Source organism: Corynebacterium incognita, from assembly GCF_014217255.1.
GTDB lineage: Bacteria > Actinomycetota > Actinomycetes > Mycobacteriales > Mycobacteriaceae > Corynebacterium > Corynebacterium incognitum.
This window is the reverse complement of the sequence record NZ_CP059404.1, coordinates 2,127,182-2,152,927: the sequence shown is the minus strand read 5'-3', so window position 1 is coordinate 2,152,927 and position 25,746 is coordinate 2,127,182. Positions and strand designations below refer to the sequence as shown.

At 61.2% G+C, this 25,746-nt stretch carries 18 protein-coding genes; 7 read left to right on the top strand and 11 right to left on the bottom strand.

What is annotated here, in order from left to right; all coding sequences use genetic code 11:
- Window positions 1–286: 286 nt before the first annotated feature.
- From putP to H0194_RS09995, 3 genes are read left to right on the top strand one after another with little or no spacing between them, the layout of a single operon-like run.
- Window positions 287–1,870 carry a sodium/proline symporter PutP gene (putP, locus tag H0194_RS10005; protein WP_185175729.1) on the top strand — a complete coding sequence of 528 codons (1,584 nt, stop codon included), beginning with the start codon at window positions 287–289 and terminating at the stop codon, window positions 1,868–1,870.
- A gap of 44 nt (window positions 1,871–1,914) precedes the next feature.
- On the top strand, window positions 1,915–2,562 hold the full coding sequence (locus H0194_RS10000) for an HNH endonuclease family protein (protein ID WP_185175728.1): 648 nt from the start codon (window positions 1,915–1,917) through the stop codon (window positions 2,560–2,562).
- Window positions 2,563–2,598: 36 nt separating this feature from the next.
- Window positions 2,599–3,051, top strand: a complete 453-nt coding sequence (locus H0194_RS09995) for a DUF2269 domain-containing protein (RefSeq protein WP_185176996.1) — start codon at window positions 2,599–2,601, stop codon at window positions 3,049–3,051.
- 484 nt (window positions 3,052–3,535) lie between these two features.
- Here H0194_RS09995 and H0194_RS09990 read toward each other — a convergent pair whose 3' ends face one another.
- Window positions 3,536–5,602, bottom strand: a complete 2,067-nt coding sequence (locus H0194_RS09990; protein ID WP_185175727.1) for a DEAD/DEAH box helicase — start codon at window positions 5,600–5,602, stop codon at window positions 3,536–3,538.
- A 405-nt stretch (window positions 5,603–6,007) separates the two neighbouring features.
- Here H0194_RS09990 and H0194_RS09985 point away from each other — a divergent pair, with 405 nt between their 5' ends.
- Complete coding sequence (locus H0194_RS09985) at window positions 6,008–6,586, top strand: hypothetical protein (protein ID WP_185175726.1); 579 nt, start codon at window positions 6,008–6,010, stop codon at window positions 6,584–6,586.
- A gap of 112 nt (window positions 6,587–6,698) precedes the next feature.
- Here H0194_RS09985 and hutI read toward each other — a convergent pair whose 3' ends face one another.
- The 8 genes from hutI to H0194_RS09945 form a co-directional block, all read right to left on the bottom strand.
- Window positions 6,699–7,892 carry an imidazolonepropionase gene (gene hutI / locus H0194_RS09980; protein ID WP_185175725.1) on the bottom strand — a complete coding sequence of 398 codons (1,194 nt, stop codon included), beginning with the start codon at window positions 7,890–7,892 and terminating at the stop codon, window positions 6,699–6,701.
- A gap of 83 nt (window positions 7,893–7,975) precedes the next feature.
- Window positions 7,976–9,655, bottom strand: coding sequence for a urocanate hydratase (gene hutU, locus H0194_RS09975; protein ID WP_185175724.1), 1,680 nt, complete (start codon window positions 9,653–9,655; stop codon window positions 7,976–7,978).
- Between the two features lie 129 nt (window positions 9,656–9,784).
- Complete coding sequence (locus H0194_RS09970; protein ID WP_185176995.1) at window positions 9,785–10,666, bottom strand: LPXTG cell wall anchor domain-containing protein; 882 nt, start codon at window positions 10,664–10,666, stop codon at window positions 9,785–9,787.
- Complete coding sequence (locus tag H0194_RS09965; RefSeq protein ID WP_185175723.1) at window positions 10,656–11,588, bottom strand: class C sortase; 933 nt, start codon at window positions 11,586–11,588, stop codon at window positions 10,656–10,658. The genes H0194_RS09970 and H0194_RS09965 overlap by 11 nt, the downstream gene beginning before the upstream one ends.
- A gap of 51 nt (window positions 11,589–11,639) precedes the next feature.
- On the bottom strand, window positions 11,640–13,148 hold the full coding sequence (locus tag H0194_RS09960) for a SpaH/EbpB family LPXTG-anchored major pilin (RefSeq protein WP_185175722.1): 1,509 nt from the start codon (window positions 13,146–13,148) through the stop codon (window positions 11,640–11,642).
- Between the two features lie 134 nt (window positions 13,149–13,282).
- Window positions 13,283–16,384, bottom strand: a complete 3,102-nt coding sequence (locus H0194_RS09955; RefSeq protein ID WP_185175721.1) for an MSCRAMM family protein — start codon at window positions 16,382–16,384, stop codon at window positions 13,283–13,285.
- Window positions 16,385–16,756: 372 nt separating this feature from the next.
- Window positions 16,757–18,286, bottom strand: a complete 1,530-nt coding sequence (gene hutH, locus H0194_RS09950; protein WP_246389179.1) for a histidine ammonia-lyase — start codon at window positions 18,284–18,286, stop codon at window positions 16,757–16,759.
- Window positions 18,287–18,487: 201 nt separating this feature from the next.
- On the bottom strand, window positions 18,488–19,282 hold the full coding sequence (locus H0194_RS09945; RefSeq protein WP_185175719.1) for an IclR family transcriptional regulator: 795 nt from the start codon (window positions 19,280–19,282) through the stop codon (window positions 18,488–18,490).
- 411 nt (window positions 19,283–19,693) lie between these two features.
- Here H0194_RS09945 and H0194_RS09940 point away from each other — a divergent pair, with 411 nt between their 5' ends.
- On the top strand, window positions 19,694–21,073 hold the full coding sequence (locus tag H0194_RS09940; RefSeq protein ID WP_211996090.1) for an amino acid permease: 1,380 nt from the start codon (window positions 19,694–19,696) through the stop codon (window positions 21,071–21,073).
- A gap of 63 nt (window positions 21,074–21,136) precedes the next feature.
- A complete protein-coding gene (gene hutG / locus H0194_RS09935) occupies window positions 21,137–22,162 on the top strand; it encodes a formimidoylglutamase (RefSeq protein WP_185175717.1) in 1,026 nt (341 codons plus the stop codon).
- Window positions 22,163–22,182: 20 nt separating this feature from the next.
- Here hutG and H0194_RS09930 read toward each other — a convergent pair whose 3' ends face one another.
- Window positions 22,183–23,703 carry a SulP family inorganic anion transporter gene (locus tag H0194_RS09930; RefSeq protein ID WP_185176994.1) on the bottom strand — a complete coding sequence of 507 codons (1,521 nt, stop codon included), beginning with the start codon at window positions 23,701–23,703 and terminating at the stop codon, window positions 22,183–22,185.
- Between the two features lie 179 nt (window positions 23,704–23,882).
- Here H0194_RS09930 and H0194_RS09925 point away from each other — a divergent pair, with 179 nt between their 5' ends.
- Window positions 23,883–24,275 (top strand): MerR family transcriptional regulator, encoded by a 393-nt coding sequence (locus H0194_RS09925; RefSeq protein WP_185176993.1) that lies wholly within the window; start codon window positions 23,883–23,885, stop codon window positions 24,273–24,275.
- Between the two features lie 23 nt (window positions 24,276–24,298).
- Here the strand turns inward: H0194_RS09925 and H0194_RS09920 are convergent, their stop codons facing one another.
- On the bottom strand, window positions 24,299–25,699 hold the full coding sequence (locus tag H0194_RS09920; protein ID WP_185175716.1) for a YjiH family protein: 1,401 nt from the start codon (window positions 25,697–25,699) through the stop codon (window positions 24,299–24,301).
- Window positions 25,700–25,746 lie beyond the last annotated feature (47 nt).

The following is a 25,746-nucleotide window of genomic DNA, read 5'->3' as shown; positions in this document are numbered from 1 at the left end:
GAATTTTCGCCGCCGGGCTGCAGTTTTCTGCATAGTTTTCACGATCGTTACAGTTTCGTTATTTATTGCGAAGTTCCCTGCATGCATACATTTTCCGACTCCACTGAGTCGTACAACACACTGTGAAATAGTTTGGGTCACATTCAATATCCCGTTACCGTGATCAAGGTCCCTGTGCAGAGAGGTTACACACAGGCATCACACAGTTCTAGAGAAGATTTTGACTGACTAGTTCACGTGCACCGCGCCGCCCTGACTCGCGGCGCCATCAAGTTTAAGGAGAAAAATGGCTGAGAGTACTTGGTACCTCATTGCGATTATCATCTATCTATTCGCAATGCTCGCCATCGGATACTGGAGTTACAAGCAGACCGACGAGTACGACGACTACGTCCTCGGCGGCCGCGGCCTCCACCCGTTCGTGGCAGCATTATCCGCCGGCGCCTCAGATATGTCCGGCTGGCTACTCATGGGCCTCCCCGGCGCCCTATTCCTGTCCGGGATGTCCGAGATCTGGATGGCCGTCGGCCTCCTCGTCGGCGCCTGGGCCAACTGGAAGTGGGTCGCCCCGCGCCTGCGTTCCTACTCTGAGGTTGCAGAAAACTCCATCACGGTCCCTTCCTTCTTTGAAAACCGCTTGGGAGACAAGTCCCGACTGCTCCGCATCATCGCCGCAGTCATTATTATCTTCTTCTTTACTTTCTACATCTCCTCCGGCATGGTCTCCGGTGGCCGCTACTTCGAGTCCACCTTCAACGGCGACTACCTCACCGGAATGATCATCGTCGCCGCGGTAACCGTGGCCTACACCTTCATCGGCGGCTTCCTCGCGGTGTCCTACACCGATGTCGTCCAGGGCGTCCTCATGTTCCTGTCCCTTATGATCGTCCCCGTCATGGCGCTGCTGGCGCTGGACAACCCAATGGACATCTTCACTTTCGCCTCCGAGAACCCCTACGGCTCCAACGGCGTTGTGGACAACCCCGACTACTTCAACCTGGTCAAGGGCGTCTCCGTCGGCGTCATCGTGGGCAACCTAGCCTGGGGCCTGGGCTACTTCGGCCAGCCGCACATCATCGTGCGCTTTATGGCCCTGCGCAAGCCTTCCGACGCCCGCGCAGGACGCTTCTACGGCGTCACCTGGATGTTCCTGTCCATCCTGGGCGCAGTCTTCGTCGCGCTCGTCTCCACCGTGTTCTTCACCGAGACCGGCAACTCGATCACCGACCAGGAAAACTTCGAAACCGTATTCCTCGACCTGGCTCAGGTCATGTTCCACCCGCTGCCAGCAGGCTTGGTGCTCACTGCGGTGCTCGCCGCCATCATGTCCACCATGTCTTCCCAGCTGCTCGTGGTCTCCACCTCACTGATCGAGGACCTGTTCAAAATCTTCGCCAAGAAGCATCCTTCCCAGGACACCCTGATTAACCTCTCCCGGACGATGATCGTGGCTGTCTCCCTCATCGCAGCAGTACTGGCCATCAACCCGTCCGACTCCATCCTGGGCCTCGTCGGCTTCGCGTGGGCCGGCTTCGGCTCCGCCTTCGGCCCAGTGGTTCTGCTGTCGCTGTACTGGCGTCGTCTCAACGCCACCGGAGCCATCGCCGGCATGATCACCGGCGCCGTCGTCTCCCTGGCGTGGGGTATGTCCCCGCTTTCCGACGTCCTCTACGAGATCGTCCCAGGCTTCTTCCTCGCCCTCGTGGTCACCGTGGTTGTCTCCCGGATGACCAAGGCCCCGAACGAGAAGATCACCTCCGAGTTCGATCGCGCCACCAAGCTGGCCCGCATCGTCGGCGACGATGCCGATGCTTCCTTCGAGGAAGCCGCCGCACAGGTGGACAACAACCCGGGAACGGCCCGCGCCTAAACACCCCGGAACGAAAGAAGGCTCACCCCTAGTCCAACTAGGGCGTGAGCCTTTTGCGTTTCTACTTCCTGCTGCTGACCACCGCGACGGTGTGCTGGGCAGCGACCCTGGCCTGGCCGCGGCTCAACGCCACGGATGAGCCAGGGCTGCCGTCGGCAAGCGCATTGGCGGCCCAGGTCACTGTGGTGCCGCAACGCCCAGCGACCCCCGGCTACGAACGGGAGCACTTCGGCGCCGGGTGGGCCGACCTTGAGCATTGCACCGCTCGGGAGGACGCTATTCTTCGGCAAACTAGCGGTCCCGCACGACTACCGGGACCCGGTTCCCCGTGCAAAGTAGACATCGGCACGTTCTACGACCCTTACGCCCACGCCACGGCCCCCATCGCGACACAGACCATTGAGGTGGACCACGTCTTCCCGCTGGCCGCCGCGTGGGACTTGGGCGCGCACTCGTGGGACGACGCCACGCGCCAACGCTTTGCCAACGACCCGCGGAATTTAATTGCCACGGCGAAAGACCTCAACCGCGACAAATCAGACCAGCTTCCCTCCCAATGGCTCCCGCCATCACCGCGTACTCAGTGCTGGTACGCGCGCCGTGTGCTGGCGGTAGCCGTCGACTACGGCCTCGCGGTCCCCCGCGCAGACGTGGCCACGACGCGGCGCATCTGCCTGCTGAGTGCCCGGTGAAGTCCACTTTTCATGCGGAAACAGGTAGGGTACCGAATTATGAATTTCCTCATCGCACTTCACGTTCTCGCGGCAATATTGTTCCTCGGCCCGGTCACCGTGGCCGTTTCCTCCTTCCAGGTCAAGGCGCTCAAGGCCTCTGAGGGCGACGTCGCCTCCCGTGGCGCGGCACAGACGCTGGCTAACATCACGAAGAACTACGGCATGCTCTCGGCTATCGTGCCGGTCATCGGCATCACGATCTTCCTGACTGATATGGCTACCTACGGCAAGATGGGCCAGTTCCACGCCTCTATCCTGCTCTCGGTCATCGCGTGGGCGCTGCTCTTCTTCCTCATCGTGCCCCGCCAGCAGAAGGCCCTGGACGCCCTGGCTAACCCGGGTGCCGAAGGCTCCTTCGACTGGGCCAAAATGAAGTCCCAGCTGTCCATGTTCGGCGGCATCTTCTCCCTACTGTGGGTGGTCATCGCCATCCTCATGTTCATCTAGCGCTTCTACGCAACTTCGCCGGCAGCTCTCCCGCTGCCGGCTTTTGCGCTTTTCGACGCCGCCCGCGCCCCAAGCACCCCACTCGGCGCCGACCCAAGCACCGCAGCCGCGCGAGTGTGGCGGTTTGGGCGCACGGCCTAAGTACCCCATCCAGGCTGGCCCACCTCACCGCAGCCGCGCGAGTGTGGCGGTTAGGGCGAGGTGGCCTAAGTACCCCACAAACGTCGGCGCCGGTCACCGCAATCGCGCGAGTGTGGCGGTTAGGGCGAGGTGGCCTAAGTACCCCACAAACATCGGCGCCGGTCACCGCAATCGCGCGAGTGTGGTGATAAGGGCACGCCCAAAGTACCCCACTCAGTGCCGCCTCCGGCGATGCAGCCGCGCAAGTGTGGCAGTTTGGGCGCGGCAGGCTGACGGCGGCACGACAAAACCCGGGAGCGCAATGCGCATCCCGGGTTAGCGTCTAGAGGGCGAAAGACGGAGACTAGTCGCGCCAGCTACCTCGGCGGTCGTCACGGTCGCGTCCGCCGCCGAAGCCACGGCCACCGCGGCCACCACGACGGTCATCACGGCGATCTCCACCGCGATCATCACGGCCACGTCCGCGTCCGCCGAAGCCACGGCCACCGCGGTCATCACGGTCACGTGGCGGGCGTCCAGTGTCCTTCTCAATGTTGATGAGCTGGCCCTGGATACGAGTATCGGACAAGCGGCTCAACACGGAAGGATCCAAGTTCTTCGGCAGCTCCACGATGGTGCGGTTTTCCGTAATCGTGATGCGTCCAAAGTCGCCGGAGGACAAGCCGCCCTCATTCGCGATAGCGCCAACGATGGCGCCTGGTCGCACGTTGTGGCGACGGCCCACCGCAATACGGTAAGACTCGAAGTCACCATCCGGGCGGCGCGGTCCGCGGTCGCGGCCACCGCGACGGTCGTCACGGTCACGGCGGCCACCGCGACGGTCATCGCGGTCGAACTTGTCCCGGTCGAACTTGTCGCGCTTGTGCTTTGGCTGCTCCTTCATCAGGAACTCAGTGTCACCCTGCAGGGCAACTGCCAGCGCAGCAGCGATATCGTCCATCGCAACGTTGTTGGTCTCCGAGTACTTACGCAGCATCCCGCGGAACATTTCCATCTGGGAATCATCGAGCTTCTCGGTGATCTTCTGGGTGAACTTAGCCTTGCGGGCGGTATTCACCTCATCGACGGAAGGCAGATCCATTTCTTCCAGGCGGGCCTTGGTGACACGCTCAATGTTGCGCAGCATGCGGCGCTCACGAGGAGTCACGAACAGGATTGCCTCGCCGGTACGGCCTGCACGGCCGGTGCGGCCAATGCGGTGGACATAGGACTCAGTGTCGTTCGGAATGTCGAAGTTGACCACGTGAGAGATACGCTCAACGTCCAGGCCACGCGCCGCAACATCGGTAGCAACGAGGATGTCCAGGCGGCCGTCCTTGAGCTGGTCGACGGTGCGCTCACGCTGGTTCTGCGCGATGTCGCCGTTAATGGCAGCAGCGCTGTAGCCCTGCGCACGCAACTGCTCTGCGACGTTCTCCGTCTCATGCTTGGTGCGCACGAACACGATGATGCCGTCGTAGTCAATGACCTCGAGGATGCGGGTGAACGCATCCATCTTGGCGCGGTGCGGGGTCAGCAAGAAACGCTGGGTGATGTTCGTGTTGGTACGGGTCTCCGACTTCACGGTGACCTCGGCTGGGTCGTTCAGGTATTGCTTGGAAATCCGGCGGATGCCATTCGGCATCGTCGCGGAGAACAAAGCCACCTGCTTGTCATCCGGCGTATCCGCCAGGATGCGCTCCACGTCTTCCTGGAAGCCCATGTTGAGCATCTCGTCAGCCTCGTCCAGAACAAGGTACTTCAGCTGGGAGATGTCCAGGGACCCCTTCTCCAGGTGGTCGATAACGCGCCCCGGAGTGCCCACGACGATCTGCGCACCACGGCGCAGGCCGGACAGCTGGATGCCGTAGGCCTGGCCACCGTAAATCGGCAGCACCTCGATGCGTCCGAGGTGATCCGCAAACGACTGGAACGAGTCGGCAACCTGCAAGGCCAGCTCACGGGTCGGAGCCAGGACCAATGCCTGCGGGTAGCGCGCAGCGGCGTCGATACGCGACAGCACCGGCAGCGCAAACGCCGCGGTCTTGCCCGTACCGGTCTGCGCGAGGCCGACGACGTCGCGACCTTCCATCAGCAGTGGGATGGTTTCTTGCTGGATCGGTGAAGGGGTGGTGAAACCAACCTTTTCGACGGCCTTAATAACCTCGTCTGGCAGGCCGAGAGTGTCAAACCCCTGGGTACTTTCGTTGGCCGAGTCCTCGGACTCAGCGCCGGTGTCCTCAGAAGGTTCCGCATTCCCCTGGCCGGTGTCGGCCTGCTGCTCAGACACGCGGGCATCGGTGACGCCGTTGTCCTGAGATTGAACGTCAGCCTGTGGCTGCTCGTTCTGCGAAGTTTCCTGAGATTCCGACTGACTATTTTCTACGTCCGGCTCGTTCACGCCGCCGGTGGCGTTATCGGTAATGCTCATTGCCCGCTCCACAGTACGCGACAAACGCAATAAGCACCATACGAGACTTTCTTGCCTCTACCTCCAGGGGTGATTTCCGCTGTGAGCACGGAGGCACGCGGCGCGCGTAGCCCGCGACGGCACCCGCCATGGATCCGCTTGTCGACGTCCCGCGATCCCAGCAACAATCCCTACCCCCGTCCCCCCACTCCACCCGAAGGATCACAAAGTCAGAACCCCGCATTACAATAGTTTATATAATTATGTAATGCCCGAAAATCCGGCGCCAGCGCGGGGTACGGGAAAAAATTGGGTGGCAACATCGCATGACAAAACATTTGCGAGAGGGTAACCCCTGACTTGTAACTACAGCGAACTCGCTCGCGTTACAGCACATCAGTCCACTCTCTCTCGAAAGGCCTTTGTATGCGTACTCCAAAGATGCCAAGCCCGAAAGAAATCATGCAGATGCTTCCACAGGCGAAGGAAGCCATCGCAGCCGCCATCACCATCATCACCCTCATCGCGGGCGCGTTGGGCTCCGTAGGCAGCTCCACCTCCGCACCGTCCAAGGGCAACACCGGCATCAATGTCCCGGCACCGAAGCCCAGCATCGGCATTGGTACCGTCTGCACCGGCAACTTTGACTACTGGGGCGACATCAATGGTGGCTATCAATTCCGCGACACAGTCGTGATTGGCAACAAGAATTACCTCAAGTCTGACCGCTCTCCAAATAGACACTACGGTGCAGCACTCAATGGCTCCTACAAGGAGTTCAAGACCGTTCTCGGGCCTATTGGTGACGGCAATGTCGCAGGCGTTCTCCACGTCTACCTCGACGGAGAGCGCATCAAAACCATCACCCACAACCTAGGCGATGCGCCAAAGCTCATCACGGTTCCCCTGTCCCGCACGAATAAGGAATTCGCAGTTGAGCTTGCGGAGACGGATGGTTCCCGCGGCACCGATCTCGCCCTGGGCACCCCGTGCTTCCAGAAGTAAAGACCCCTTCTCTCTCGGGGAATACAGTGTGACGCAGACACCCGCTGCTGGGCCGCTCCGGTAAAGGAGGGCCCGGCAGCGGGCTTTGTCTAGTGTGGTGTTGGTGGGGTGGCTAAAACACCTGCTGGCCGGCGACGTAGGTGTGCCAGGTCAGTGGCATGCCGGGGCGGTAGGCTAGGTCGATGGCGTTGGCGGTGTCCAGGACGTGGAGGTCCGCGGCGGCGCCGACGATGAGCTGGCCCTTGGCGGGTCGGCCCTGGGCGTCGGCGCCGGCGTTGTCACCGGTCTCGCTCACGGCGTGGCGGCGGAGCGCCTTAGCGCCGCCCAGAGTACCGGCGGCGATGGCCTCTTCCAGCGTGAGCTCCTGCTGCAGTACCGCGGTGGTGATGCAATAGTTCATCGCCGAGGTGTAGCTGGTGCCTGGGTTGAGGTTGGAAGCGATGGCCACGGTCGCACCGGCGTCGATGAGGCGACGGCCCGGCGCGAGCGGCTGGCGAGTAGACAAGTCGCACGCCGGGAGCATGGTCGCCACCGTATCCGAGTTGGCCAGCGCCTCAACGTCCTCATCGGTGAGGTAGTTGACGTGGTCCACTGAGGCCGCGCCGAGTTCCACGGCCATCTGCACGCCGGGGCCGTCGCCAAGCTGGTTGCCGTGCACACGCACGCCCAAACCCTTTGCCTTGCCGGCTTCGAGGACACGGCGGGACTGCGTTTCGTCGAACGCACCGCGCTCGCAGAACACGTCAATCCACTGCGCGTGCGGGGCCACCGCATCGAGCATGTCGCCGACCACGATGTCCAGATAGGGCTCCGCGTCAGAACCCGGCGGCACGAGGTGAGCGCCAAGGAACGTGACGTCATCGACGTGGCGGGCGGCGAGTTCCGCGGCCTGGCGCTCAGACTCGACGTTAAGGCCGTAGCCGGTCTTGGTTTCCATGGTGGTGGTGCCGCCCGCATGGGCCGCCGCGATACGCCCCAGGAGGAGCTGCTCCAGCTTCTGCTCACCCGCGTTGCGGGTGGCTTCCATTGTCACCGCGATGCCACCAGCCGCGTAGTTCTCCCCCGCCATGCGGGCCTCGAATTCCTCGCCGCGGTCGCCCGCAAAAATCATGTGGGTGTGCGAGTCCACCCAGCCCGGCAGCACGGCGCGGCCGCCGAGATCCACCTTCTCGTCCGCCGCGGGGGCGTCAGCAGCAGCACCAATCCAGGCGATGCAGCCGTCTTCCACCACCAGCGCAGCATCCTTGATGGTGCCCGCCTCCGCAACGGTGCGCAGCTCAGAGATACCGGTAAACAACGTAGACATCTTTTTCTCCTTTAATTGATTAACGCGCAAAACCCGCAAGGACAATTGTTCCTTACGGGTTCCACGGTACGTCGATGAGCGTGTTAGCTCTCGCGGGACTTGAACGGCATCGGGATGCGCACGCCGCGCTCGCGGGCGACTTCGTCCGCACGGTCGTAACCAGCGTCCACGTGGCGGATAACGCCCATGCCCGGGTCGTTAGTGAGCACCGCGCGCAGCTTGGCGGCGGCCAGCTCAGTGCCGTCGGCCACGGAGACCTGGCCGGCGTGGATGGAGCGGCCCATGCCCACGCCGCCGCCGTGGTGGATGGAGACCCAGGTAGCGCCGGAGGACACTGCGGTCATGGCGTTGAGCAGTGGCCAGTCGGCGACGGCGTCGGTGCCGTCGAGCATCGCCTCGGTCTCGCGGTACGGGGAGGCCACGGAGCCGGAGTCCAGGTGGTCGCGGCCGATGGCGATCGGCGCGGAGATCTTGCCCTCCTTGACCAGGTCGTTGAATAGCAGGCCAGCCTTGTGGCGCTCGTCGTAGCCGAGCCAGCAAATACGTGCTGGCAGGCCTTCGAATTCCACGTATTCCTCAGCGGCGTCCAGCCAGTTGTGCAGGTGCTCGTTGTCCGGGAACAACTCCTTGAGCGCCTGGTCGGTGACCTTGATGTCCTCCGGGTCGCCGGACAGTGCTGCCCAGCGGAATGGGCCGAGACCCTCACAGAACAGCGGTCGGATGTAGGCAGGCACGAAGCCCGGGAACTCGAATGCGCGGTTGTAGCCGGCCTTGCGGGCCTCGTCGCGGATGGAGTTGCCGTAGTCAAAGACCTCGGCGCCCTCGTCCTGGAAATCCACCATGGCCCGAACCTGTGCAGCCATGGCCTCGCGGGACTTCTTGGTGAAGGTGACCGGATCAGCCTCAGCCTCGCGGTGCCAGTCCTCCACGGAGATCTCGGTAGGCAGGTAGCTCAGCGGATCGTGCGCGGAGGTCTGGTCGGTAACGACGTCGACGGTGAATTCGCCGGCGCGCTGACGGCGCAGGATCTCTGGGAATACCTCGGCTGCGTTGCCTACCAGGCCGACGGACAGGGGCTTCTTCTCCTCCTTGGCCTTGAGTACCATCTCCAGCGCCTCATCAAGGTTGGTGGTGACCTCATCCAGGTAGCGCTTGCCCTGGCGACGCTTGAGTCGGGTCTCGTCCACATCCACGATGAGGCAAGCGCCGCCGTTGAGGGTGACGGCCAGCGGCTGCGCGCCACCCATGCCACCGCAGCCACCGGTCAGGGTGAAGGTGCCGGCCAGGGTGCCGCCAAAACGCTTCTTGGCCACTGCCGCGAAGGTCTCGAAGGTGCCCTGCAGGATGCCCTGGGTGGCGATGTAAATCCAGGAGCCCGCGGTCATCTGCCCGTACATCATAAGCCCCTCGGCCTCAAGCTCGCGGAAGTGCTCCCAGTTGGCCCAGTCGCCCACCAGGTTGGAGTTGGCGATGAGCACGCGCGGCGCCCACTCGTTCGTCTTCCACACGCCGACGGGCTTGCCGGACTGGACCAGCAGGGTTTCATCGGCTTCGAGATCCTTGAGCGTCTCGACGATCGCGTCGAAGGCCTCCCAGCTACGCGCGGCCTTGCCGGTGCCTCCGTAGACCACCAGGTCCTCGGGGCGCTCCGCAACCTCGGGGTCGAGGTTGTTCATGAGCATGCGCAGCGGGGCCTCGGTCTGCCAGGACTTCGCGGAGATTTCGGTGCCGCGTGGGGAGCGGACTTCGCGGGGTTGAGACATGGTGGTCAGCCTTCCTGTGTATTAGGGGCCACATAAAAACATGGCGCGAACTTCATTACATGATTAATGTAACGCCGACCACGCCACGATGGGCTGGGAAAACCAGCCCAAGTGTCTCACATGCGAGATTTAGCTATCTTCTTTACGTCGCCGCGACAGCACCGCACCAAGAGCCACCAAACCTCCGGCCACCAGAACCAGGCCAACCACACTGGCACCAGTCGATGCCAGCGCCCTAGCCAGCGGACCCTGCGGCTCGCCAGGTTCTCCCGGTATCCCTGACACCGGCGGCGCTGGGGTCACGGAGCTTGTCGACGTCGTGGGAACCACCGGCGGGTCCGACGGTCCCGGCCCCGGCTCCTCAGGCGGGGTCGATTCCTTCGGAGTGTCCGGCGGAGTAAACGGCGGCATCGTCGGGGTCTCCGGAAGCGTCTCCGGTGGAGTGGTCTCCCCTGGCGGAACCTTGTCGGTCTTGGCCAAAAGCTCCACATCGTAATCCCACACACCGTTTTGTCCGTCGCCGATAGGCAACGTGACGAGGAACGGACGGGTAGCCACGTACTCAACGTCAGGGTTAGACGGAACAGTCTCCTCCACAAGGTAAAGCCCTGGGGTGAGACCAAAGAAACTCACACGCCCAGAATCATCAGTCTGGGCACGGGCCGCTTCGGCCAGCCCCTTCTCCCGAGCCTGCGCTACGGTCAGCTTCTTTGCGGTCTCCCAGCCTGCCACAGTGGTCAGGTCCACGCCCGAGACACGCGACACAGTGATGATGTGACCGCCCATCGGCCCCTGCGGCAACTGCCCCGGCTCCTGATCGTTATACGGGTTCGGGTGCGTCATCTGCAGAGACAGCGACACCGCGCGGCTTGGGTCAATGGCCGCCACGCTGATGGCGGAGACGTCGCCAGTCACCGTGCGGGCATCGGCCAACGCCGGTCCCACGAAAATCGACAGGCTCAGGCCCGTGGCGCAGGCGAACGCCACGAAAGGGGAAATTTTAGAGCGCATCCGGGTGATCGCCCTCCTCAATGCCTTGATTGTTCTGCGAATTCTTCCGCTTGTTACGGCGCAACCACCACAACAGGCTCAACAAAATAAGCGCGACGATAGCCAGCACCAGCCACATCCACCACTGCATCACAAAGCCCGAGGTATTCTCGAATGCCTTGTGGTCTGCCTCATCCATCGGCACACGGTGACCGTGCACGAGAAGTCGGTGGGAGTTCACGCCGTACGGAGTACAGGTGATGAGCGTGATAAGGTCCTTGCCCTCCACCGGGTTGAGAGAATCCGTCTCCTCAGGGAGCACGACCTCGATCTTGTCCACCTCATACTTCATCGGCTCGCCGAAGGTGTTGAGGTAGACCGCGTCGCCTTCGTTAACCTCGTTGAGGTTATCCCACAACGTCGCGTTGGTCAGTCCAGTATGGCCGGTGAGCACCGTATGGGTACCGGAACCGCCCACGGGCAACGCCGATCCGTAAAGGTGCCCGACGCCCTTTTGCAGGGTCCCGTGATCCGTGCCGTGGTAGACGGGCAGGTTCGAGTTGATCGCCGGGATAACCACCTGGCTCATTGCCGGTTGCCCGGAGAGTTCTTTGAGATACGCCTGGTAATCCACGTTGTCCTTGGACAGGCGGTTAAGCCACGGGTCCAGGATCGGGATGCCCGAATGCTTTTTGTTGTAGTCGCGCGCGGACTCGATGGCTTCATTGCGCTTCTCGGGTGCCACGTGGTTGAGCTGCTGCTCGTACTGCTTGGCCACGCGCGCCTGCTGCACATTGTTCCATTGGCTGGCCACCACTGGGTAGAGCAGAATCAACATGCCCAACACCACCAACAACACGGGCAGCAGCGCCTTCTTGCGCCCCTGACCACCCGCTGCGGGCGAGGCCCCGGCGGGTCGGCTGGCTGTGGTGGTGCTGTTCATGAATCTTCTTTCCTACGGGATTGCGGTTGCGTGCGGTGATTTGTAGTGAGCTTAAGCCTGCTTGCTGTTGCGCTTAGCGGCGTAAGCACCTGCACCCACAACAGCCGCACCAGCAATGAGGATGAAGGTCACACCCATGCCACCGGTGCCCGGCAGCGTGTTGTCCTTGTAGTTCACGACGTCAGCGGTGTACTCGATGTTGCCCTCGGCGTCGGTGCCGGTGACGTCCGCGGCGCCCTCCTGCAGCTGGAATGGGATCGGCTCACGCAGCTTGGCAAAGCCCGCAGGAGCCTGCTCCTCAACGAGGCAGTAATTCTTCGGCTCCGGCAGCGCGGCGCCGTTCTCGTAGTTGGTCACGTGCAGACCATCGATGACGACGGTGCCGTCGGCAGCGGTGGTGAACTGGGACCCCGCGTACTGGTCGGAAGAATCCTGGCCCTGCAGGGTCAAGGCATCGCCGACAGTCTGGCCGTCAGCGGTGCACTCGTAGACCGAAAAGATTGCGCCAGCAAGGGCCGTGCCACCCTCGTCCTTCTTGTTGATGTTGACCTTGCCCCAACGGGTGATGACCTCGTTAGACGGAGTGGTGGTGTCACCACCGCCGCCGCCGTTGTTGGTGATGGTCTTCGCGTCGTTGGTGACCACGCCGGTGCCATCGCCGATGGCGCCGACGGTCGCGGAGATGGCGGTCTCCACGCGAACGGTGTCATCTGCACGCTTAGCAGCGGTGAGCTTGGACAGACCGGCCGGGGTGAAGACAACCTCAACCTGCTGGGTCGTGGCGTCGACCGTGACGTTGTAGTCGGTGCCCTGGACATACTCGGTGCCGCCCACGTTCACAGTCACCTTATCCGGAGACGTGGTCAGCATAGCCTCGTCCAGGTCATCCTGGACGATGTACTTCTCGAGCTCGGTCGTCTCGTTCGCGAGAGCCGGAATGTCCGAGGTGATGGTGTAGGTGATGTCATCACCGACGTTCTTGTCGGTGTCGTCAATCTTCTTGTCCACCTTGGTCTCGGTGTTCTTCGGGTACGCGTGAACGTCGAAGTTCCAGCCCGAGCCGTCCGGGTTGGTCATTGGCAAGAAAACCAGGAACGGCGGAGCCTTCACGACGCCGTCCGGGGCGGAGACCTCAGTGACCAGGTAAACACCAACCGGCAGGTTGCTGAAGGTAGCCAGACCGCCATCAGCAGTGGTCTGGGTCTGTGCGGCGAAGCCGGTGTCAATCTGCGCGGTATCCGGGGTCAGCTTGGAAGCGGCCTCCAGGCCAGCGTTGGTGGTCACGTCAGCCTGCACGCGCTCAACCTTGTACTCCACTCCGTCGAGAGCGACGCCCATACCGGCGGTCGGCATTTCCTGACCGTTTGCCTGCTCACCGATTGTCGTGTTGACGAACTTGTGAATGTTGATGTTACCGGTGGCATCAGCTGGGATTGCCTGCGCGGAGACCTGAGCGGTGGCGACAGGGACGGTGGTATCGAAGCCGAAGGAACCAGCAACGAGGGTGGCGCTGACCGCCGCGGTGAGAGCCAGGGCGCGAGGAGCAATACGAGAAGTCATGGTGATTCTACTTTCTGTGAAGAAAAGAGCGAGAGGATTCGGTGGGGTATGACGATTGTGGAGTTGGAGTGAACTGTGCGAGGACGGACCGGCGCGAGGCCCATGTCGCGCCTTAGTCCGAGCCTGCAAACGGGTTATGCGAGCCATTGTCGCCTCATCCCTAAGGCCAGGCCGACGGCTATGATGAGCCCGGCGAAGGCGAACAGTGGTGCCACGCCGTAAGAACCAGTCTTCGGCAGCGTCGGTTCAACGATGAGATCGTTGACGAACGAACCGACGTTCACCGAACCCGAATCCGGGACGATGAAGTAGCGAATAGTCGGATCTACCCGGAATCCCAAAGGCGCCTTGGTTTCTTGAAGCGCGTAGCGCCCCGATGGAAGACCCTTGATCAGGAAGTCGCCCGGCGACGGATCAGAATCCTTGAGGTCTTCCGTACAACCAGCAGCAATACAGTCCTCTATTACGCGAGCGGCGCCGGTCGGCCTGTTGTTGGCATCGACGGGAGTAATCGTCCACGTTGACCCACCAAGCAAAGACGGATCACTCGGCATGTTGGGGTTCTCGGCGAGCTTCTGCCAAATCACAGTTCCAGTGATCTGAACGTTGTCGATATTGCCCAGATCTTTTTCGTTGTAGTTGACTGGCCGAAGGCTAACGGATCCACGATCAACGGTGACCGGAATGGGATTTTTAAGAAGCTCGTAGCCCGTTGGCGCCTTGGTCTCCACCAGCTCGTACTTGCCATACGGGATGTTGTCCACCAAGAACTCGCCTTCGGCGGGGTTTAGGTCGTAGTTTTCCCGCAAACATGCTTCAGCAATTTCAGCCACGCAGTCCTTGAGCGCGAACCTACGAGGTGTCGTGCCCGCGGGCGCGTCGGTTTGCCGCAGCTCCCATTCGGAACCTGCCAGCATCGAAATTGATCCGTCCTTCGCAGTATCCGTCTTATTGAAGGTCAGCGTACCCACGCGTGCCTTGTTGACGTATTTACAGGTCACGGCGGCCACGCTGGTGGAAGAGTTCGGTACCACCACTTCGTACTGCCGCGTCGGCGGTGACGTGACAGTGCTGACGTCCGTGACAGGCAATATGGCCCCTGTCGTGTCATTCACGCACTGCAGAGTCACGTTGTACTCGTTGGCATTCGGGGCCGCGCCAGCGGTGCCCTCACGCACGGTGCCTGTCTCTCGGAGGATGTAGGTCTGCCCCGCACGTGCCGGAACCGGGCCTGCGAACTCATCCTGACGGCCCTCCCTAATGGATCCGTCAGGCTCCAGGCCGTTGGTCACGGCGGAGCCCACTGGGATGTTATTGCCTTTCTGGAGAATCTCCAGCTTAACCTCGTGGTTCGAGTTCGCGCGCTGGAAGTCCTTTTCCAAAGCGATCGTCGGGAAGCTGTTACAGCCAGCCGTATCCGTGTGTTCACCTACTCCGCTATAGCCCAGGCTGGAGCTGACGACCTTACCGGTTGCTGGGTCGATGTTGACGTACCGTGGCAAGCCGTTATTGTCATCGGTTTGCGCAACGATGGTGCCATCGGAAATAAACGTCATACCGTAGTAGACAGCCCCTGTTCCGGGGAGCGCAGGGGTCGCCTGTGCCGCGAGTTCGTAATACTCGTTGGTCTTTTGATCGTCTATACCAACGGGCAACCGGCTCTCCGCGGCTGCAATCGATTCCTTGGTGATCGGCACAATCTTAGATTGCGACGTCGTTGAGTAGAGGACGTAAAGGTTGCCCTCAGCGTCGAAGGAGATGTCGCCGTTTGCTGGCGGCAAAGGGGAATAACTGGTGACAACCGGGGTATAGCCCAGGTACGCGACGGTATTGGTTTCAGCGTCGTAGCGCCACAGGTTAAACCGCACGGTGTGTTCAGTGACCGTTTCGTAGTAACCGCCACCCACCTGGTACCAGTCATGGTAGAGGTAACGCCCATATCTATCGTAGAAGGGACGCCATTCGTACCTCGGCGGAACCCAGTACTGAGTGGAAACCTGTCCCGTGGTAAATCCGCCAAAGTAGTAGTCGTTATCTCCAGTTTTCTTTGACACCGCACCGCCCACGATGCCGGTGGTGCTGAAGTTGGTGCCGCGCGGCGCCTGAATTGTGATGCGCTTAGGTACCGTAGAGGTGCCGGTTGCGGTGTTGTAACGCAGGATGTCAACGGTATTTGCCCAGTCAAAGCGATCCAAAGCGTAGGCGATCGATCCGTCGGAGTTAATGCCCAGTCCGTTGACCTGTGAACCGTAGTAAGGGTACCCCTGGTAATTCAAGGTGTTACGGCGGAATTGGAAGGTCCTAGTCGGAGCCGTATAGGTCGTTCCGCTCTTCGTGCCGCGATAAACTACACCATTCAAATCCGTGCTGTAGTACGAACCTGGTGAACACGTGAGGTTGGCAGCCGCCGCAACGGCTAGTGCGCGCGACATCGAACGGCTCTCGGCAGGCTTTTGGGCGCTGGATGAAGCCGCGGCACTCTCCTGCTCAGCTGCGGCACTTTCCTTTTCAGTTTCCGCTTCATTGCTCGGCTGAGCGTCTTCGGACATCCAAGAAAACAACGGATCGTTTTCATCCGGAATGCCTTCGGGAGACAAACCGTTCAGCGCCGCAATGGCATCTTCTTCACCTGCGGTCGTCTCCGGGGCCTCGGTGGTTTCCGTGACCTCGTTGGTCAAGCTCGTGGAGGCTTCTGCATTGTCTTCTTGAGTAGAAGTTTCCACAGTAGTTGGCGTGGAAACTTCTACGCTGGGGGATTCAGGGGTCTCCTCGGCAGCCGAGGACTCAGCGCTCGGAGGTTTCAGCAGAGTCGGTTCCGTGCTCTCCACCTCAGTGGGGCTGTTAACTAGCGAGGGTTCAGAAGCCTGAGCCTTGGACGTTTCCTTCTGAGTGGAAGAAACTGTGGGCTCGACCGAACTAGAAGAAGCACTTGAGCTAGGTGAAGTCGATGCACTTGAAGAAGCGCTCGAAGGATGCGTCGATTTAGCATCCGCTACCTCAGCCATCTCCTCCGAGAGCATGTTCTCGTCGATGACCAGACGATCGTCTTGCCCGTCCTCCCCCATAACCACCGCTGGGCCGACCGAGGAATCTTCCGCCACTGCGGCACCAGCGCAGCCGAACATTACCACTAGACCTAAACTCAAGGCTCGGGTAATAGCCTTTCCGCGTTGCAATAAAGGGGAGTGTGAAGGGGTCATATGGCGTCCTATGTCGAGCAGTGCTTCCGCATCCACAATTAAAGGTCTACTTATTCTAAGAGTAACCATAATGAAACTTAGTACAGCTGTCAGGAATTGTAAATCTTCCACCAATGGGTAAGTAAGGCCTATTTTCCCAAACTCTAATCAACCACAGTGGTAGTTAAGCACTTCCCAACTCCGCACCCCACATAGAAACCTTCAGGTGATTATTCACACATTCTCAGTGTGTAACACGTTACCCACCTGCACAGATTGTCTTTAAATACTTGTTTCAACAGTTTTTCCTCACCCCTCCTGTTATCTCCAGCCCCACTAAAGAGAGCCAAGACAAAACCCGCCAGCCCAGATCGGGCAGGCGGGCACATATAGAGAGTTGTGCTTACCGGCTAATTGGAGCGCACCTGCTTATTTGAGCGCCCCTACCGCCCCTTCCGCTGCGCGGAGCACCTCGCCGGAGGCGACGAGTGAGACAGCGGCTTCAATCTCTGGGGAAAGGAAACGATCCGGGCCAGGCCCTTCGACGCGCTCCCGCAGAGCTGCTATTACAGCCCCGGTTCCGGCTGCAGGCTGTCCGCCGCGGGCATCGATGGCACGCGCCGCGGTGAGAATCTCAATGGCGAGGACTCGCTGCAGGCCGTCGATAGAGCGGCGCAGCTTTCGGGCGCCTGACCAGCCGAGGGATACGTGATCTTCCTGCATCGCCGAGGACGGAATAGAGTCCGCCGAAGCCGGAACCGCGTTGCGCTTGAGTTCCGCGACGATGCCCGCCTGGGTGTACTGCGCGATCATGTGACCTGAGTCCACACCGGGGTCGCCGGCGAGGAACGCGTTGAGGCCGCGGTTGCGGGCGGGATCCAGGAAACGGTCGGTGCGGCGTTCCGACATGGAAGCCAGGTCGGCAGTCACCACGGCAAGGAAGTCGAGGACGTACGCCACAGGCGCGCCATGGAAGTTGCCATTAGAGGCCACGCGGCCGTCCTTGGCCACCACTGGGTTGTCCACGGCCGCGGCGAGTTCGCGTGACGCCACCGTCGCTGCGTGGGCGATGGTGTCGCGGAAACCGCCTGCTACTTGCGGGGCACAGCGGACCGAGTAGGCGTCCTGCACGTATTTCTCGCGGAAATCCTCTTGGGCCGCCGCCAGCATCGGGGAACCCGCCGCCACGGCAGCAATGTTCGCCGCCGAGTCAGCTTGACCCGGGTGCGGGCGCAACTCCTGGAGATCGGCATCGAAGACGCTGAGCGTGCCCAGGAGTCCCTCGACGGTCATGGCCGTGGAAATATCAGCAACCTTCGCGAGGTCTTGCAGGTCAGCAACGGCCAAGCACAGCTGCCCCAACATGCCATCGGTGCCGTTGATGAGGGCCAGCCCCTCCTTCTCCTTGAGCTGCAACGGCTCGATTCCTGCGGCGGCCAGGGCGCTGGCCGCCGGCTGAACATCGCCGCCCGCAACGCGAACCTCGCCCTCGCCGAGCAGGGCCAGGGCGCAGTGTGCCAGCGGCGCGAGGTCGCCCGAGCAGCCCAAGGAGCCGTATTCCTTTACCACCGGATGGATCTTTGCATTGAGCGCAGCCGCGTAGGTTTCGACCACCACGGGGCGCACGCCGGTGCGGCCGGTCGCGAGCGTCGACAAGCGAAGGAGCATGAGTGCACGCACGACCTCTTCTTCGACCTCCGGGCCGGAACCCGCCGCATGGGAACGGACCAAGGACAGCTGCAGCTGCGCGCGCATGTCCGCAGGGATATGCTCGCGGGCCAGGGCGCCAAAACCGGTGGACACGCCGTACACCGGGACGGGGTTCGCGGCCAACTCTTCAATGCGCTCGCGGGTAGCTGCAACTTCTTTGAGCGCAGCAGAGTCCAGGTTCACCGACGCGCCGTAACGCGCTACCGCAACGACTTCGTCAATAGTCAACGGGCCGATGCCCACGGTCACTTCTGCGGGGTAGGACTTCGACCCAGCATTGAAAGCCCTGCCAGAATGTCCAGAGTTGGTGTCCTGATGGTCGGCCACGGCGTCATCCTTTCAACGTTTGAGTAACACCCACTACATTATGTGAAGTTTGTGCTGCTCGTTACTTTTTGAACACCTTTCACGGTACTCGATGGCATGCTGGTCTCGCGGCGAAAGGAGCGGCTAGGCACGACCACGCCCGTACATCTTGTCTGAAATCACAGACGCGATGTCGCCCAATTGCTTGGCGACGCCCGCGATGGTCTCGCTCCCCATGGCGTCAACCCGCGCGGTCACGGCCAAGGCGGCCGCCGGGCGCTCGAGGTGGTCAAATACCGGAACGGCTACCGAGGCCTGTCCCCTACTCACCGACTCCACTTCCTCTGCCCAGCCGGCCTCGCGGATAGTGCCCATCACCGTGGCGAACTCGCCATAGGTCAACGGCGAACCGTTGTAGAGCTCCCGCACGAGGGGAGACATTCCGTCAAATGTTGCGCGCGCTTGCACCGACGGCAAATGGGCGAGCAACACGCGCCCCGACGCCGTCTGCAAGGCTGGCAGGTGCACCCCAACCTCCGTAATCAGCGAGGGCGCACCGGTGGCGCGAATCTCCTGCAGGTAGACGATCTCCTGCCCCACCAGGCGCGACAAGTGCGCGGATCCCGACAGGTCCTCAGCCACGGATTTCAGATACTTGTCCGCAAGCCGGACCAGTGGCTGCTGCGTGGAATAGGCGGCAGCCATGGAGTATGCGGCCAGCCCCAACCCGTACGTCTTAGTTTCGGGCAGGTACACCACGAACCCCGCGTCCACCATTTCATTGAGCAGGTGATAGGTACTCGAGCGCGGGAGCTCCAACTCCGCACGGATGCGAGCTGCAGAGACGGGGACGTCGATAGTGCTCAGTAGTGCGAGGATGCGCAAAGTGTTGCGTGCGGCGGGAACTTGCGGCTTGGATGTCGCGGGTGAAGCGGTCATTAAAATGTCTCCCTCTCAGTGCACAAACACACAATTTTTTACACCGATGTGCATAATTCCCAGTCTGGGTGTACAGTAAACCACATGCTTTCGAACTTGGTTTGGGTTTCCACCCAGCATCATCCTTCGCGGGGAACGCCCGCCGTCTAAGTACAAGCCCTCACGATGAAGGTAGACGGCGACAGTTCCCCTACAGTCCCCTGCGCGGAAAATCCCGCGCGGAGGGGCTGTTTTTTATTTCCAGATTATGCTTCCCCACGTTCGGGCATGACCCCAATATTGTAATCCGACCCACTTTCACATCTTTCACATCTTTCACATCATTCAAGGAGTTTCACGGTGAGCGCTTCACGCCAAGCCTCGTCCGCCACGGCGCGGACCACGAAGTCGTCGACAACTAAAGCCCCTGGCTTGTCGCACCGCCACCTGCACTTCATTGCGCTGGGCTCCGCGATCGGCACCGGTTTGTTCTACGGCTCCGCCAGCGCCATCCAGGCCGCGGGACCTTCGGTATTGCTGGTGTACCTCCTCGGCGGCGCGGTGGTGTACTTCATGCTCCGCGCGCTGGGCGAGATGTCTGTACGCAACCCCATCACCGGTTCGTTCGCTGAATACTCCCGACGCTATTTGGGCGGCTGGGCCGGATACATCACCGGCTGGATGTTCGCCTTTGAGATGGTGATCGTCTGCCTCGCGGATCTCACAGCTATCAGCATGTACATGGGCTTTTGGTTCCCCGATACTGATTCCTGGGTCTGGGTCGCCGTTACCCTGCTGATTGTCGGTGCTGCCAACCTGGCCATGGTGAAAGCCTTCGGCGAGCTGGAGTTCGCTTTCACCATCATCAAGGTCACGGCGGTCGTCGCCATGATCGCCGGCGGCGCGGCCATCGTCATGTTCAACCTCGGCGAGGGCGACGTGGGTGGCTTTGCCAACCTCACTAACGACGGCGGCTTCTTCCCTAACGGCCTGTCGGGCATGGCCGCTTCCTTCATCCTTGTTCTCTTCGCGTTCGGCGGCACGGAAATCATCGGCGTGGCCGGCTCTGAGGCCGAGGATCCCGCGAAGTCTGTGCCCAAGGCGGTCAATACCGTCCCGGTTCGCATCCTGCTGTTCTACGTCCTGGCTATCCTGGTGATCCTTCTCATCAACCCGTGGCGCAGCATCGACGGCGAGGCCTCCCCGTTCGTCCAGATCTTCTCCACGTTGGGCATCAACTGGGCCGCGGCGTTGCTCAACGTCGTGGTGATTACCGCCGCGTTGTCCGCGATCAACGCTGACCTCTTCGGCGCCGGCCGGGTCTTGACCGGCCTGGCCAAGCAAAACCTGGCCCCGCAGGTCATGGCAAAGACCGTCCGTGGTGTCCCCGTCATGACCACTGTCATCTTGCTCATTGTGTTGGTCGTCGGCGTCGTGCTCAACGCCATGTTGCCGGAGCGGGTCTTTGAAATCGTCGCCTCCCTGGCCACTTTTGCCACCATCTTTGTCTGGCTTATGATCCTGTTGGCCCAGGTGGCTTCCCGCCGCAGGATGACCAACGAGGAAGAGCGTGGGCTGCAGTACTCCGTCCCGTTCTGGCCGTATGGGCAGTATTTCGCCATCGCTTTCATCCTGTTTACTTTCGGAATCATGGTCTGGCAGTCGGACTATCACATGGCACTTGCTGTCGGAGTTTCCTTCACCGTCATCATGACGGTGCTGTACTACGCCACTGGGCGTCAGCGTTTCGACGCCGCGTACACCGCGGCAGCCGAAGCCGAAGACGCCGAATCCCGCGCCGCCCAGTCTTAAAGAGACGTAGCTAACACACCGCGTCACCACCATGGTGGCGCGGTTTTGCCTACCCTTGGGCACATGAACGATTCGCCTGCTTCTGCCAACAACACGACCAGCTCCGCTCCCCTGTACTCGCCCGCTCAGCCGTGGGAGGGCCGCAATGACGGTCCCGGTGCGGAGCACGCGCGCTGGCACTCGGTCGTGCGCACAGACGACGTCTTTTCCTCTGCCTCCGGCACGGACTCAACCCCCGAAGCCCCCGGAGTCCCAGCGGACAAGGTGGCGGTTTTAGGCTTTGCCTCCGACGAGGGGGTACGCCGCAACCACGGACGCGCTGGCGCGGTGGCTGGTCCCGAGCACCTGCGCGCGGCCCTGGGCGGATTGGCGGTGCACGATTCTTTCCCGCGCTACGACGCGGGCACCGTGACTACGCAGGGCACTGACCTCGAAGGCGCGCACGAGGAACTGTCGAACCGCGTGGAGGCGCTCTACCGCCAAGGCTTCCTCACGGTGGTCCTGGGCGGCGGACACGAAACCGCTTTTGGCTCCCATCGGGGCGCCTACCGCGGCAATGAGGAGCAGCCGCTGGGCATTATCAACTTGGATGCGCACTTCGATCTCCGCGCGGCAGATCAACCCACTTCTGGTACCCCGTTCTTGCAGATCGCACAGCTGGTGGGCCGGGGCTTCGACTACAGCGTGGCGGGTATTTCCAAGCCCAATAACACCGCGGCGCTGTTCGCCACCGCTAAGAAGCTCGGGGTGCGCGTGGTGTTGGATGAGGATCTGGCAGATATGCCCATCAAGGAGGCCGCGGCACTAGCCCGTCAGATGGCCAGCGGCAAGGACGCTCTCCACCTGAGCATCGACCTCGATGTCTTGGCCGCGAGCGTCGCACCGGGTGTGTCCGCCCCAGCCGCGCTCGGTGTGTCTCTGGAACACATCCGTGCGATGGCCATCGCCATTGCCAAGACGGGCAAACTCCGGCTTGTCGACGTCGTCGAGCTCAACCCCTCCTTCGACATCGACGAGCGCACAGCCAAGGTGGCGGCGCGCCTCATCGATGACATCGTCACCGCCCACGCCTCCGCCAGCCAGCGCTAGGCGACGCTCGCCGCCCTCGCCTAGCCGTCCTCCCCCAGCCTTCCGCTGAGAGACTCGAGTCGGGCCTTGCTGGCGCCGTCAAGTCCGATGAATTCGACCGTGGCGCCACGAGTTTCATACTTGTGGCGGATAGAATCCAGCGTGGCCACCGTCGACGCGTCCCAGATCTCCGCAGCGGTGAGATCAACAACGACATGCTCAGAGGGGTCGGAGTAGTCAAAGCTATAGACCAGGTCGTTGGAGGATGCCCAGAACAGCTGGCCAGTCACCCGGTAAGTAGCAGTTTGTCCTCCCACGACGACCTTTTCCACGGAGACCAAGTGCGCGACACGGCGTGCGAACATCACCATCGCGGTAAGCACGCCCAGGATGACCCCCACGGCCAGGTTGTGTGTCACGAGCGTCGCGATGACCGTGACCAACATCGTGATGGTTTCGCTTAAAGGCATCAGCTTGAGTGTCCTCGGGTGCACCGAGTGCCAGTTCACCGTACCAATGGACACCATCACCATGATGCCGACGAGCGCTGCCATCGGGATGAGCCCCACGACGTCGCCTGCAAAGACCAAGAATGCCAGCAATGCTGCGCCGGCCACGAACGTCGACAAGCGGGTTCGGGCTCCGGACTCCTTGACGTTGATCATCGTCTGGCCAATCATGGCGCAGCCGCCCATACCACCGAAGAAAGACTGGACGATATTGCCGATACCCTGGCCGATGGACTCGCGCGTCTTATTCGAGTGTGTATCCGTGATACCGTCCACTAGCTTGGCCGTCATGAGAGACTCCATGAGCCCCACCACGGCGAAGCCCAAGGAATAGGGCGCGATGATGCGGAGAGTTTCTACCGTCAATGGCACGTCAGGTACAAAGAAGGAAGGCAACGAGTCCGGCAGCTGCCCCATATCCGACACCTGCGGCACCTGCGCTCCGCTACCGATTGCGACAAGGGCGACGAGCACAATCGTCACCAAGGGTGCAGGCACCGCAGTGGTGAATTTGGGCCAGAAAATCATAACCGCTATTCCCAAGGCAACCAAAGGATAAACGGCCCAGGGGACGTCTACGAGATGTGGGAGTTGCGCCGTAAAAATGAGGATTCCCAAGGCGTTAACAAAACCGAGCATCACCGAGCGCGGAATAAACCTCTGCAGTTTGGCCACTCCGATGAAGCCCAACAGCACCTGGAACACTCCTCCCAGTAACACTGTGGCGATGAGGTAGTCCATCCCATATTGAATAGCAACTGGTGCCACGACGAGCGCGATCGCGCCAGTTGCCGCCGAAATCATGGCTGGACGCCCACCCGTCAAAGCGATGACCATAGCGAGCAGCGCGGAGGCGTAGAGGCCTACGGCAGGATCAACATTGGCGACAATTGAAAAAGCGATGGCTTCAGGGATAAGCGCCAAAGCCACAGCAAGGCCGCCTAAAACTTCGATTCGGAGGCGTTGGGGCGAGGAAAACGCCTCCCGGAAAGAGCTGACGACAGATAACGAATCGGAGTTGTGCTGGGGTCGCAAAACAGTGCTCAAAGAAATCTCCTCACAGCGGACGGAATGACACTAACCCTAAAGCAACTTCAGGTTTTGAACTTCGCTAAGATTACGGAAGGAACAAAATTCGCGCAAATTGAACCCCAGCCCCTAGAGGTTGCGAACTAATTAAAGGTAAAACCGTGCCCTCAGCAACAAACACCGGCCACCAGACGCCGTCAGGGATGAAAATCGGAGAAGTTTCAGAAGCTACTGGCATCTCGATACCCACCCTTCGGCACTACGATCACGTCGGACTCGTCTCCCCGTCCCAGCGAACCGCGGGCGGTTTTCGCTTATATTCAGAGCTAGATTTTCGACGCCTTAAACTCATTCGCCGAATGAAGCCACTAGGCTTCAGCCTCGACGACATGCGCGCCTACATCACCGCCTCTGAGACGTTGACAGCAGCCGCCTCCTCGCAGGCAGCTATCGACGCACAGGACGTTGCCGACGCAAAGAAAGTCAAAAAGAACATCACCGAACGCGCCTTGCAGAGCTACGAGACCTTGCAACGCAAGCTCTCGTATGCCAAAGAATTCCTTGCCGATCTCGACGCAACTCCCCACTCCAGTTAGCACTGGAACGCCCAGACGCCTCATTACACAAGTGGCGCAACAAGGTACAGGTTTGCAAAGGGAGTCACTAAAAACACCGTGAAAACCACTCGCTGGAGCCACACGATGACCATGTCTCGGATCGACAAAGGAATCTTGGAAGCCAGGACGCAGGGTACCACTCCTGAAAAGAAGACCACTCCCGAGATGGACGCCACGCCCACGACAAAGCGCAGGACGACGCTGTCATGTGCTCCCACTGCCCACCCCGCCAGCGCCATCTCTGCCAACCCGGCGGCGAGCGCCTCGCCGGCCAAGACTGGCTCGGGCAGGCGCACCGCCCACGCCACAGGGACGAAGAAGTAGCCCAGCCACTCGAAAACTGGAGTATGGCGAGCAACCAGCAACGCCAAGGTCCCCACCGCCAGAATGCCCGGGATGACCCGGGCGGCCATGCACACCGCGCCACGCAGGAAGTGCCACATGACCAGATGACAACCCGGCGCGGCGTCCAACACTCGCAGCGCGGTGCGCCATGCAGCTTGAAAGCGCGAGGTGTACACCACGGTGTCGGGGAGTGCGTCGGCATGCTCGTAAAAGTCAGTCGATACCCGCGACAGCGGAGGGATGCGTACGGTGACGATAGTGGCGAGGAGCGTGGAGAGGACCGTCGCTGTGAAGAACGGCAACGCCAGATGTTCCAAATCCAAGGCCCTGATGACTACCACCATGAATGACATGGACACCGTGGAGAACCCGGTCGCCATAATCGCGGCGTCACGCGCGGTGTACCCTCCAGACCGGTAGACGTTGTCAGTGACCATGATTCCCACGGCATAGGAACCGAAGAAGCTCGTCGCCGCGTCCACCACCGCGCGCCCCGGGGTGCGGAAGACCGCGCGCATCACCGGGTCGAGGAGCACTCCACAAAACTCCAAGAAGCCGAAACCCACGAGACAGGCAACGGCCAGCGAACCAAGGGGGATCAACCAGGCGACTTTGGCGGCGATCTCATTCCACAGGAAAGGCACCATCGAGCTCGCCGTCAGCTCTTGAGGCAGGCGCCCGCTCACGTGCAGCACTGCGATAGTTAGCGCCAACAGCTGCATGATCACCACCCACGTCCTCGCTGTAGGCTTCTTCTTCCAGCGGCGATGAATTGCGCTCGCCACGCCGTAAAGACAGAGCAGCAACACCAGGGCGTCGGTAAGCAGCGGCGCACGGGACACGAGAAGCCGCACGATATGACCGACGGGGACGTCGAGGGCCCCGTTTGCTGGAAAAGGGACAAATACCGCAAGGAGGCCTACGGCGGAGAGAACGTAAAAGCGCCACGCACCGGTGCCGCCAGGTAGCTTCGCCGCGAATTCGGGTTCACTGACCGGTTGACGCGGCGGCAGCGGAGGCAGAAAAGAGTCGTGCGTACCCACTGCACCACTCTCCATTCCCGTGTATATTATGCCGCCCATTTTCGCCCTAGATCTTCCACATC

Bases quoted from the DNA above. Each gene is read 5' to 3' on its own strand.
- putP (WP_185175729.1), top strand. From the start codon at position 287: ATGGCTGAGAGTACTTGGTACCTCATTGCGATTATCATCTATCTATTC.
- H0194_RS09990 (WP_185175727.1), bottom strand. From the start codon at position 5,602: ATGAGCATTACCGATAACGCCACCGGCGGCGTGAACGAGCCGGACGTA.
- H0194_RS09985 (WP_185175726.1), top strand. From the start codon at position 6,008: ATGCGTACTCCAAAGATGCCAAGCCCGAAAGAAATCATGCAGATGCTT.
- hutI (WP_185175725.1), bottom strand. From the start codon at position 7,892: ATGTCTACGTTGTTTACCGGTATCTCTGAGCTGCGCACCGTTGCGGAG.
- hutU (WP_185175724.1), bottom strand. From the start codon at position 9,655: ATGTCTCAACCCCGCGAAGTCCGCTCCCCACGCGGCACCGAAATCTCC.
- H0194_RS09970 (WP_185176995.1), bottom strand. From the start codon at position 10,666: ATGCGCTCTAAAATTTCCCCTTTCGTGGCGTTCGCCTGCGCCACGGGC.
- H0194_RS09965 (WP_185175723.1), bottom strand. From the start codon at position 11,588: ATGAACAGCACCACCACAGCCAGCCGACCCGCCGGGGCCTCGCCCGCA.
- H0194_RS09960 (WP_185175722.1), bottom strand. From the start codon at position 13,148: ATGACTTCTCGTATTGCTCCTCGCGCCCTGGCTCTCACCGCGGCGGTC.
- H0194_RS09945 (WP_185175719.1), bottom strand. From the start codon at position 19,282: ATGACCGCTTCACCCGCGACATCCAAGCCGCAAGTTCCCGCCGCACGC.
- hutG (WP_185175717.1), top strand. From the start codon at position 21,137: ATGAACGATTCGCCTGCTTCTGCCAACAACACGACCAGCTCCGCTCCC.
- H0194_RS09925 (WP_185176993.1), top strand. From the start codon at position 23,883: ATGAAAATCGGAGAAGTTTCAGAAGCTACTGGCATCTCGATACCCACC.
- H0194_RS09920 (WP_185175716.1), bottom strand. From the start codon at position 25,699: ATGGAGAGTGGTGCAGTGGGTACGCACGACTCTTTTCTGCCTCCGCTG.